This is a genomic window from Methylomonas sp. PHL2-19 (assembly GCF_059331595.1).
Window position 1 is genome coordinate 3,507,684 of record NZ_CP196839.1, and the last position, 11,065, is coordinate 3,518,748.

The 11,065-nt window shown below is 54.4% G+C and carries 10 protein-coding genes; 5 read left to right on the forward strand and 5 right to left on the reverse strand.

The annotated features are described in order from the left end of the window. Positions 1-267: 267 nt before the first annotated feature. The 5 genes from ACR02O_RS16250 to ACR02O_RS16270 all read left to right on the forward strand — a co-directional run bounded on the left by ACR02O_RS16250 (position 268) and on the right by ACR02O_RS16270 (position 4,531). Positions 268-1,014, forward strand: coding sequence for a DUF5765 domain-containing protein (locus ACR02O_RS16250; protein ID WP_458137765.1), 747 nt, complete (start codon positions 268-270; stop codon positions 1,012-1,014). A gap of 133 nt (positions 1,015-1,147) precedes the next feature. Then, positions 1,148-1,891, forward strand: coding sequence for a TorF family putative porin (locus ACR02O_RS16255; protein WP_458137766.1), 744 nt, complete (start codon positions 1,148-1,150; stop codon positions 1,889-1,891). A gap of 119 nt (positions 1,892-2,010) precedes the next feature. Then, a complete protein-coding gene (locus ACR02O_RS16260) occupies positions 2,011-2,571 on the forward strand; it encodes an RNA polymerase sigma factor (protein WP_458137767.1) in 561 nt (186 codons plus the stop codon). A gap of 4 nt (positions 2,572-2,575) precedes the next feature. Continuing rightward, entirely contained in the window at positions 2,576-3,283 is a 708-nt protein-coding gene (locus ACR02O_RS16265) for an anti-sigma factor family protein (protein ID WP_415878449.1), read from the forward strand. A 6-nt stretch (positions 3,284-3,289) separates the two neighbouring features. Beyond that, on the forward strand, positions 3,290-4,531 hold the full coding sequence (locus ACR02O_RS16270) for a S8 family peptidase (RefSeq protein WP_458137768.1): 1,242 nt from the start codon (positions 3,290-3,292) through the stop codon (positions 4,529-4,531). Here ACR02O_RS16270 and ACR02O_RS16275 read toward each other — a convergent pair. Genes ACR02O_RS16275 through ACR02O_RS16295 form a run of 5 tightly spaced genes read right to left on the reverse strand, consistent with a single transcriptional unit; the run spans position 4,528 to position 11,064 of the window. Then, entirely contained in the window at positions 4,528-5,670 is a 1,143-nt protein-coding gene (locus ACR02O_RS16275) for a glycosyltransferase family protein (protein ID WP_458137769.1), read from the reverse strand. The genes ACR02O_RS16270 and ACR02O_RS16275 overlap by 4 nt on opposite strands. 13 nt (positions 5,671-5,683) lie before the next feature. Continuing rightward, on the reverse strand, positions 5,684-7,207 hold the full coding sequence (locus tag ACR02O_RS16280; RefSeq protein WP_458137770.1) for an alginate export family protein: 1,524 nt from the start codon (positions 7,205-7,207) through the stop codon (positions 5,684-5,686). A gap of 14 nt (positions 7,208-7,221) precedes the next feature. Further along, a complete protein-coding gene (locus tag ACR02O_RS16285) occupies positions 7,222-8,064 on the reverse strand; it encodes a polysaccharide deacetylase family protein (RefSeq protein WP_458137771.1) in 843 nt (280 codons plus the stop codon). Continuing rightward, positions 8,054-9,265 (reverse strand): glycosyltransferase family protein, encoded by a 1,212-nt coding sequence (locus ACR02O_RS16290; protein ID WP_458137772.1) that lies wholly within the window; start codon positions 9,263-9,265, stop codon positions 8,054-8,056. Before ACR02O_RS16290 ends, ACR02O_RS16285 begins: the two co-directional genes overlap by 11 nt. Beyond that, on the reverse strand, positions 9,262-11,064 hold the full coding sequence (locus tag ACR02O_RS16295) for an ABC transporter ATP-binding protein (RefSeq protein ID WP_494522009.1): 1,803 nt from the start codon (positions 11,062-11,064) through the stop codon (positions 9,262-9,264). Before ACR02O_RS16295 ends, ACR02O_RS16290 begins: the two co-directional genes overlap by 4 nt. Between the last annotated feature and the right edge of the window lies 1 nt (position 11,065).

Below are 11,065 nucleotides of genomic sequence, written 5' to 3' on the forward strand. Positions count from 1 at the left end.
AAGCCATTAGAATGCGCAAATATTCTGCAAAAATATTGTGGAATCACAACGTATCGACTGCAACATTTGCGTCGTTTTCTTCGCGCGATCACGCCTTAGGTTAATCCCCCCAAGGCAACCTCTTCACGACCAAGCCCAAAAAGCAAAAGTCGGCAACACAGAGCCTTAAAGCCCCTCGGCATCTGCCAGGCGTTACTCTTATACCCTTTTCAAACTCCGACACTGGATCGCAGTTTACCCGATCCTAGATTATTCCCAGGGGGAATTATGTGTTGGAGTGGCGAGGCATCAGCCGCGCTTGCCTTAACCGGCTTTGCGAGCACTGCTTTTTTTTATCGGCGCGGCGAATCCCAGGTCTTATGCCTGGCACTGGCCTACTTTTCCCTGATGGAATTACTACAGGCCTATACCTATTCGGTGATAGACCAATGCCTAAATCCGAACAACCAGATTGCTACGTTTTTGGGATATATGCACATTGCGTTTCAACCGTTTTTTGTCAACGCAGTCAGCATGCATTTCATCCCGGAACCGTCACGAAAACGCATCGCGCCGTTTGTCTATATCTTGTGCTTTGCAGCGGCCACTGTTTTCATGATGCGAATTTATCCATTCCAATGGAGCAGTTTTTGTTTTGACCACTACTACCAATTTCTACCGGGCACTCACCTTAAATTCTTAATGCCCTTTTGCGGCACGGAGATTTGCTCCACATCCGGACAATGGCATATTGCCTGGGCCATACCGGCCAGCGGCAGCATTCAGATGGCTAACAGTTACGTATACGCCGCCTTTCTGATGCCCTTGCTTTACGGCTCATGGAAACTGGTGTTGTATCATTTCACGACCGGCCCGCTGTTGGCCTATTTGACAACCAACGATATGAACGAATGGGCTGCCGTATGGTGTCTATATTCGATAGGGCTGCTGCTATTGTTAATTAAAACACCCATCCGCCACTATCTGTATGTAACCAACTGGTACGGTTGCCGGTATCCGCAGTTTTTTAAATAAGTTGATCAATTCACCACACATCCCTCAAGTTTGTTGAAGGTTCAAGCCGACTAGGAAATAATGCACAAAAGGGTAGTTCTATACTGACAGCCAATCACTGACAATGCCCGCATAAATCTCAAACTACCCAGCCATGGACACAGATAAAATCTTCCGCAAAGGCGTGTTTGCAATCTCCATAGGAATTTTCGGCGTATCCTCGGTTTTAACTTGCGCTCAAGCGGAATGGCATGGCGAACTGACGTTTCTCAGCGATTACTTATACAGGGGCTATTCCAAGAATCGCGGCAACCCGCTGGCTCAGGCGCATATCGATTACCAGGACGCTATGGGCTGGTTCGGCGGCGTAGGCGTTTCACAAATCAGCTTCGACGACCGTCGCTATAAAAACCATGCCGATGTCGAAATCAAACCCTATCTGGGTTGGAGCTTGCCGTTAAATCGCGACTGGCGTACTGAATTCTCGGTAACCGGCTATCTGTTCGACGGCAAGATTTTTGGAAAATATGCCGATTACGCCGAGTTTTACGCATCCCTACACTATCAGGACTGGCTCAGCGGCACCGTGTCCGTTGCGCCTAACGCCTATCGCCGCGACGCCACTGTGCTGAATTACGAACTCAAATATCGCCGCGACATTCTCGACAACCTACAATTTTCAACGGGATTGGGCTACTACCAAGCCAACAAACTATTGGATGAGGATTATTTTTATTGGAATGCCGGGGTCTCCTGGTTCATCACCAACAATCTGGCACTAGACTTACGCTACGCTGACGTTCATCTGGACAATCATCAAGAAGATACCCATCACCACGAGTTTTATCCGCGCTTACAGGACAACAAGTTTTTAATCTCCGTGACCGCCGGATTTTAAATAATCCCCCTTTGAACCTTCCGGCTTCGCGGCGGAATACACTCGCACACCACGCTAAAATCACCGGAACCCAGGTTTGAGCCATGCTGCGTTTAGTCCCTAACTTACATCGACCACCCATGCCCGAACAGCCCCAAATCGGCCCGGACGAATACGCCCTGCTGCAACGTATCGGCGAAGGCGATACCGCCGCGTTCGAAGCCTTCTACAAAAATTACTATCCAAGGTTGTTTCGTTTCATCTTGCGCATGATGCGCCAGCCCGAAGCGGTAGAGGAATTAATACAGGAGACCTTGCTGGTGGTTTGGGAAAAACCGCACGGCTTCAACCATGAGAGCAAAATTTCCACCTGGGTATTCGGCATCGCCTATCACAAAACCTTGAAAGCCATGGCCAAAAGCGCCCGGCGCGACAACGATGTCGATATCGACTTCTTGATAGAAACTATCGGCGATCCAAGCGCAAATCCAGCGAATAATTGGGAAAACCAAGATTGCTTAAACTATGCATTAGCCACTTTACCGCCGGACCAACGCGCCGTCATCGAATTAACCTTTTACCACGGCTTGTCTTACCAGGATGTCGCCAGAATCCTGGATTGCCCGGAAAATACCGTCAAAACCCGCATGTTTCATGCCCGCAGGAAACTGCAGGTTTTTGCCGACGCACAGGAGAAATAAGGCCATGAACTCACAGATTTCCTCATCTACTACTTCCCATTCGGACATCGTGTTGTTACTGCCCTGGTATGTCAATCAAAGCCTGACAGTTAACGAACGCCAACAGGTAGACCAACATTTAAAAAGCTGCCTAGTCTGCAGACGCGAACTACTAACTTTGCAAAAACTTGCGGCAGCCGTGCAACAAGCAGCCGATCTGGACATAGCCGCTGAAGCCTCTTTTGCCGGCCTGCGTGCCAAAATGCAAACAGCCAGTCAAGTCCCGCGTAGCAAACAGACCGACATCCCAAGCGAACAACTGGGTGGCGGCAATATAAAACCATTCAGCGCGGGCCAGGGATTTTGGCGAATCGCCAGCAATACCGGTAAAGGTCTGGCTATTGCCGCATCCTTGTTATTGGTTACACTACCGGCTGCCGTGCAGTACCTGCACCCCGCCAATACCACCGATTATCACACGCTGTCAGCAGCCAAACCGGACGCCGGTGCGACCGGTCAGATACGTGTGGTATTTGCAAAGAATCTGATGGAAAAAGACATAGACGCCGCGCTTAGCCAAATTGACGGGATACGGGTAGATGGACCGAACAGCGTCGGCGCCTATACTGTCAAAATCGCCACCGGCAAGCCCGATGCCGACATGGCCGGCGCCTTGGCATTGCTCCGCAGCCGACAGGATGTGATACTGGCCGAACCGATTTTACAACCGTAACCGATCATGAAATTAGTGCGCTTAAATCTGTTTATTTGCTTGATCGGGCTGCTTAGCGCCTGCGCGAGTACCAGCGATTTATCGCGGCTGGGCGACAGCAACACTGCGGAAGAGCGGCGTCTGCTGGTCACCTTTACCGACCGCAGCATTGACCGCGCGTTGCCGGCCAACAGCTTGGACGGTTATCGTTTGCGGGGTCAATATGGCAATTCCGGCTGGAGCGAACATATTGCGCAGGAACTGGCCGAGCGCCATCATTTGCAGTTCGTCGCGCAGTGGCCGGTGACCACATTGGGCGTCAGCTGCGTGGTATACGAGGTACCGGACACCCTGCCCGTGCAACAGGCAATAGCGGAGTTGCAACAGGACAGGGACGTGTCGTCCGTCCAGCAAATGCATAGTTTTCAGGTATTGGGTAAACAAGCTGCGCCGACTCAAACCTACAGCGACCCTTATCTGCATTTACAAACCGGATTCAACGCCCTCGGCATAGCCGATTTACACCGCACCACCACCGGCCGGGGCGTGCGCATTGCAGTGATTGATACCGGCGTAGATACCGAGCACCCGGACTTACGAGGCCGGATCAAGTATTCGGAAAACACCGCACCGGAACCCAGCGATCATAATTTGGCCGATATTCACGGTACGGCGGTAGCCGGCGTATTATCCGCTCATCCCAACAACGGCATAGGCATAGCCGGTATCGCCCCCGAGGCGGAAATCTTGGCATTTCGAGCCTGCTGGCCGGAGAAACCCAACTCGTTGGCGGCACATTGCAACAGCTTTACCTTGGCTTTGGCCTTAAATCAAGCTATCAGAATGAATAGCCATATCATCAATCTAAGCCTGAGCGGCCCCGAAGATCCTTTAGTGCAGCAGTTAATCGAGAAAGCGTTGACCAAAGGCATTATCGTGGTTGCGGCAGTCCCTAGCCAGGACCAAAGCGGTGGTTTCCCGGCCAACATCGCCGGTGTGATAGCCGTTGGTCAGGAAAACAACGGCAACCACCAGCACATCGCCGCGCCTGGTAAAGACATTCTGACCACCGTGCCGCACCAAGCCTACGACTTTATGAACGGCAGTTCCTTCGCCACGCCGCACGTGGCCGGCATGGCCGCTTTGCTGTTGCAATTGCATCCGAACTGGAAAACGGCGGACATCAAACGCCGGCTGGGGAACGACGCATCGACCGCCAATTTGCTGGATTCGAGCACCGCCCTCGCCTCTCCGGAACGCACGCACTAGTCTTTACAAAATCCACAGTCAAGAATCGCCCTTATTCGCCGACCAATCTCTGCCGCGCCGTTAATCGCTATGGCCTGTTGCGGATAAGTTTGGTTTATCGTTTCCATTATCTTGGTACTTAGCCTCTCGGGCACCAGATCCATTTCCGTCAACGGCAACACAAAGCCCTTAGCGGCCAGTTTCTCGATCCGCAAACCTTGCTCGCTATTGCCGGCGTAAGGATACGCCAACGCCGGCGTGCGGGTGCTGATCACGTCCATCAAGGTATTATCTCCGCCCAGGCTGATCGACAACGCGGCGGCTTGTAAATTTTCCTGGAAGTTGTGCAAGAACGAGACGACTTGTACATTCGGGCTGGCGACCAAAGCTTGCAATTCAGCGATTTCCGTTGCCGAAGCTCGGGAGCTGGTAATCACTAAAAACTGATATTCCGGCAGCAGCGGCGCGGTCCGGATCGCGGCGCGCAACAGCGATTTACCGATTTCGCCGCCGCCCTGGCTGACCACTATCCGGTTTCGTCGTACTGGCCAGCTTGTTGGCGGTGGCGGGCTGACGTAGCCCACGTAAACCAAACGGTCGGCAATTTCGGTGGTCAGGCTAAAGGTTTCCTCGAAGCGGACAATATTCGGATCGCCGCGCACAAACACGGTATGGATATGCTCCCGCACCAGTTTGACCATGCGCCTTTCTGCGTCCAGCGGCGCCGGCACCAAGATTTCCCGGACAAAACAAAAAATCGGAATCGCCCCGCAGCGCTGTCTGACCTTGGCAAATAAACCCAGAATCTCTTGTTTCAAGCGGCGCCGGCCGAACGGGAAAAATTCGACCATTACCGCATCGTAAGGCCAGTTTACAAACTGCTCGATAGCCGCCGCGCGTTTGGCCCAGATACGTTCGATGGGCTCATCGCTGTCCGGCGCATAAAGTTCGTCGTTGGTGCTATCGATCAAAATGGTCGGCAAACGCAGATGCCGAAATCCCGGCAATTCCGGCATCTGCTGTAGGCCTTGGCCGCCGTGGATCAAGTCCACATCGGCGTAAGCCGATAACTCACGGATCACCAGAAGGCTGCTGGTCAAATGCCCCAGGCCAACCAGGCTTTGGCAATAAAACAGAATTTTGCGGCGCTTTGCGCGCATGGCAAACAAGCCGCTAAAAGCTGTATTTGAAGGTCAAATCGAGCTGAAAGGAATTATTGCCTTCCAACGCGCCAAAAGCCGGACCGGCCATGAAGACAGAACCGGCAAATTGCACCTGCAAATGTTTCCATTCGTCCAGGGACAATACCAAATCGAACTCGTCGCCCAGCGTGCCGCTGCGGCCGTTGGGCGTGGCGCGAATTCGCGAATCGCGAATCACCGACGACGGCGTGGCCTGTTCGTAGTGGTGGTAAAGCAAATCGATAGAGCTTTGCTCGGAGATCGGAAAGCCCAGCGCCGCAGTCATGATGTTCAAATTCGATAATTCCGGCCGAAATAACTCACCGTAATAACGAAAGCGCTGGCTGCCGGATAATTTAATCTTGTTGTTATGGATTCCGGATTGCCGATAAGCACTATCGGTACCGTCGTTGGGATTGGTGTCGCCGGAGCCGTAGGCATAGCCCACGGTCAGATAAGGTTCCAGGAACAAGTTACTGTACCAAGTGATGCCGGCGTCCATACCCCAGGCTGCGACATGCCGCGGCGTTTGCGCTCTGACCCTTGAGAAATTGCTGTTGATATCGGTAAAGGTCTGGGTGGTCTCTTCACCGAATACCAACGCTGAATCCAGCCAATAGCCGATTTTACCGACATGTTCGATTTTGAATTTGCCCATCGCCCGGCCGCCGAACCAATTTAAATCGCCGTCGCTGGCGTCTTTACGATTGGCGCGGATCAAATCGCCGGGGCGTTGGTTGTCGGAATTGTCGAACTGACTGAGAAAAAACAAGGACAAGTTTTGCTTCGGGTCCCATTGCCAGACCATATCGCCCATCAACCGCACCACCCGGTCGCTGAGCGGATCGATAAAATCCTGATCCGACTGCTTGGAGCCCAACTCCTTGGCAATCGCCAACTCGGCGAACAGCGTGTCTTCGCCGAAATAAAGCCGCGCCGCGTCCAGTTCGTCGTTCCACCACCATTGGCGCTTATCGGCAATACGTTGCCGGCCCAATTGCAGACTAAAACCCGAATCCAGGATTTGGTGAATAAACAGCCAGGCCTGAGTTAGTTTGATGCCGGCCTCGTATTGGTCAAGACCGCTTTCGGTATACACCTCCGGATCGTAATACACATCGGACTGCACAAAAAACGATAGCGATTTCGACCACTGGTAAAACAACTCCAGCTTTAAATCTTGATAAACGTTGGCCACGTCGTCATCGCGGCGCGGGTCCAGCCGCCGGTCTTCCACGTAGCGCGGTTCCAGTTCGTAAGCGCCGCCGATAGTCAGCGGGTGACCGAACACATCGACCTTGAACTGGTCTGCCGGCCGTTTGTCGCCGGGGTTGATACGTAGCGGCTCTTTTCTGACGGTATCGCCGTTATCCTGGCGGAAGGCGTTGTCTGCGCGTTTTGCGGAAGCCCCTGCTTGTTGGAGACTCGCGTCGGCAAACACAGACAGGCTGAGCAAGGCGCCGCCGGCCAGCAGGGCCGACTTAATTGTTGTTATTTTGAAGGGTTTGGAGCTCATCAGTGGAACGAAAATCAGTGGATGGGTTTATCCGAGGCGAGGCCGAAGGGCGTCAACGGCTTGACCGGGGAATCAAGCGCCAAAGCACGGGTCGCCATATCGACAACGTCTGCGGGACGTAAAAATTCACGCATCAAGCGGCAGCGCGTATTGGGATGTCCGCGGAATAACTGCAATAAGGCTTGCAGATGCTCAAGGTCGTCACCGTCCATCACGGCATGGTGCAACATAATGCCCAGTGGTAGCGGGTGCGACGGATGCAACGCCTCTGCGATGGCTTGGCCCAGCGCCATCCAGGGCTGAGCGGATTTGATTCTGATCCCGCACCAATCAATAGCCACCGGAATTTCCCGTAATCTTCCGGTATACAGCGGCGCGGCGCCTAGGTTGCGCGACAGGGCTTGGAAACCCAGTTTGATCAGGCTATCAGCCGTGGTTTGGCTGCAGCGGTTCCAAGGCGGCGTGAAGATGCTGTCCAGCGCCGACCCGAACAGGCACTCAAGCTGGTGTTTGCCAGCCAATAAATCCTTAAATTGCTGCTCTTCGCTACGACTGATGCCGAATTCGCATTTGCGGCCGTGGTTTTCATGGTTTTGATGGCTGCATCCATGTTGATGTACGCCCAACAGAAACGGATTTCGCCGCCAACACCCCAGCAGCGAGTCCGCCAGCGACTGGCTAAGAGCATCGGGAATCACCGCAAGATCGATGGGCGTATGGCAATCCCGAAAGCAGTCCAGCAAGGCATAAAGTCGGTCATCATCCCAACCAGCGTCGTCGTCGCGAAAGAAAATCTGGATGGCTTGTTCTCGGTCATCCAAGGCCATACGCACAGGTCTGAGCCAATCAGCAAGCATGGGCATACTCCTTTGATTGAGCTTCTGGGATAGAGTCGTTTTTGCTGGCCCGCAAGTCCTGAATCAGGCGTACGGTGGTATCGGCCCCAGCCAAATCGAGGCCGGCGGGATTGGGGTAAAAATCCCTTAACTGCAAAATCCGCTCGGCCAAGCGTTGGCCGGTCAGTTCGGCTGGATTCAGCATTTCGACCAAGCCCAATTCGGCTAACTTCCGCGCCCGCTGAATCTGCTCGTCTTCCTGACCGCGCACGAACGGCACCACCAGCGCTGGGGTACGCGATTCCAGAATGTCCATCACCGTGTTGTAACCACATTGGCTCACCGACAGACTGTGCGCCTCCAACAAAGGCTGTATGGCCGGTACCGAGCACACTAATGTCAAACCCTCAATACCTTGGGCCTGCGTCACTAAAACCTGCCAATCCGCTTCCGGTAAAAACGGCCCGGCGACGATGGTCATCGGCAGCTTTTCCTTAGCCCAATTGATGGCATGAGCCTGAAGCGCTGCTTGAAACAACGGCGCACCGACCATGCCGCCACCAGCCGACACCAACACTCCGCGCCGTGGCGGTTTGACCTCAGGCGGCACGCGACCGGGAGCGACAAAACCTGTGTACAGCAGCGGAGTTTGCAAGGGATGGCGCGGCTTAAAACTGTCTTCCAAACGGGCAAACCTGGGATCGGCATGCACCAGCAGGCCGTCGAAATAGCGGTCGGTAATCCAGCGGGCGCGTTCGTCATGGCGGCTTTGATCCTTGCGAGCGCTGACCATGATGTCGCGCAGACTGCACAAAACCAGCGGCCGGTCCTGCTTATCCCGGCGGGCAGCCTTTAACAGCGGCAGCAACTCGCCGGCCAATTTCTTGCGGCCGAACGGGAACAGCTCAATCAATACCACTTTGGGTCTGAGCATTGCGTACTCATCCAAAATTATTTGCTTGCGAGCGGTCAGCGCTTCTTCGACGCTGTAACGGTCATCCTGACTATACAATTGATGATCCTCGCCCATGCCCAGCGGCGGCAGATTCAACATATCCAGGTCGCCAGCAGTTGTCTGATGATCGGGAGCGCGACCGCCGTTCAGAAATGTCACCCGAAATTCGCGGCTCAAGGCATTGGCCAAAGTCATGGCTCGGACCCAATGGCCCATGCCCAGTGAATGCTGGCAATACAGCAATAAGCGCGGTTTGTAGTGGTTCATGCGGCACGCAATCCGTGTTGAAGTTTATACAGTTCGTGATAATGGCCGCCCATCTGCATCAAGGCTTCATGACTGCCTTGCTCGACAATCACGCCTTGCTTCAACACTAAAATCCGGTCGAAATGGCGGATGGTGTGAAATTGATGGGCAATCACCAGCACGGTTTTGCCGCCGTGCAGCTGATCAATGGCATCGCGGATCAGTGCTTGAGACTGGGCATCCACCGCCGAAGTCGGCTCGTCCAAAATCAGAATCGAAGATTGGCGCAACAAGGCCCGCGCCAGACACAAGCGTTGTTTTTGGCCGCCGGACAGATTGCCGCCGCTCTCGCCCAACACCGTGTCGTAACCGTTCGGTAGATTGCGGATGAATTCGTCGGCGTGCACCAGACGCGCGGCGGCTTCGATGTCGTCAATCGTGGCATCCGGGCTGCCGTAGCCGATGTTCTCGCGAATGCTGGTGCCGAACAGTATCGAATCCTGCAATACCACACCGATTTCCCGGCGCAACGCGGTCCGCTGGTAACGATCAACTTCGATGCCGTCGATGCGCACAACGCCCTGTTGCGAATCGTAAAGTCGAATCAGCAAGCGGGCGATGGTGGATTTGCCGGCCCCGGAAGCGCCAACCAATGCCACCCGTTCGCCCGGCTGAATATGAAACGAAACATCCCGCAGGATGGGTTTGCCGGTCGGATAGCCGAACGAAACATTGCTAAACTCGATTTCGCCGCGCAAGCCGCTGGGCACTATGGCATCCGGTGGGTCCTGAATGTCCGGCTCGGTATCCAGAATTTCGCTGATGCGTTCGATGCTGACGCTGGCCTTGGAAAAACGGGTGGCCAAGCGGGTGATTTGCCGAATCGGTTGATACATTTGGGCGATGTACGAGCTGAACACCAGCACATCCCCTGGCGTCAGCACCCCGTCGAACACTTGCAAACAGCCAAATAGCACCACGATACCGGTGCCGATGGCGCTGATGATTTCGATCATCCGTGTCGCCCCGGCCTCGATGCGCGCGGTACGCACGCTTTCGGTCATCGACTGGCTGCTTTCCACATCGAAACGCTCGCGCTCGACATCTTCCATGCCGTAGGTTTGCACCAGCGGCACCGCGTTCAACAGTTCGCTGACCCGCGACGCCAAGCGGCCTTCATTATGGCGTTGCTTGCGCGCCGAGCGCTTGACTCGACGGTAAATCAGCACGATAGCCAGACACAGCAGCGGGAAACTGGCCAGCACGATCAAACTCAGTTTCACGCTCAGGCTGAACATGATCGCGAACATGCCCAATACGGTCAGCACGTGGGTGGTGAAGGTCAAGGCCGAATCGGCGTAGACGTCCTTCAAGGTGTTGGTGTCGCTGGTCAGTTTGTTCAGCAACTCGCCGGACGGGGTGCGGCTGTGAAATGCCAGCGACAGGCGTTGCAAATGGTCGAACAACTCGCTGCGCAAGGTGTAGACCAGCAAATAGCCTATGCGCGAGGTCAGAAACAACTGATAGTAGGAAAACAAGCCTTTGCACAGGGCAATCAGCACCATGATGCCGCAGAGTAACCACAACGCTTGTTCGCTGCCGCCGTGCAACAGCGGTTGCGCGGCGGCCAGATGGGCCGGCAACGGATGATTCAGCAACACATGGTCAAAGATCAGCTTCATCGGCCAAGGCACGATCAGGCTGGTCAGTGTCGAACCCAGAATGCAGACAATCGCCGCGACGATACTGCCGCGAACCCGGCGCAGATGCGCCCACACGATTTGTCTGAAGCGGCTGTTCGATTGAGTGGGGTTGGTCATG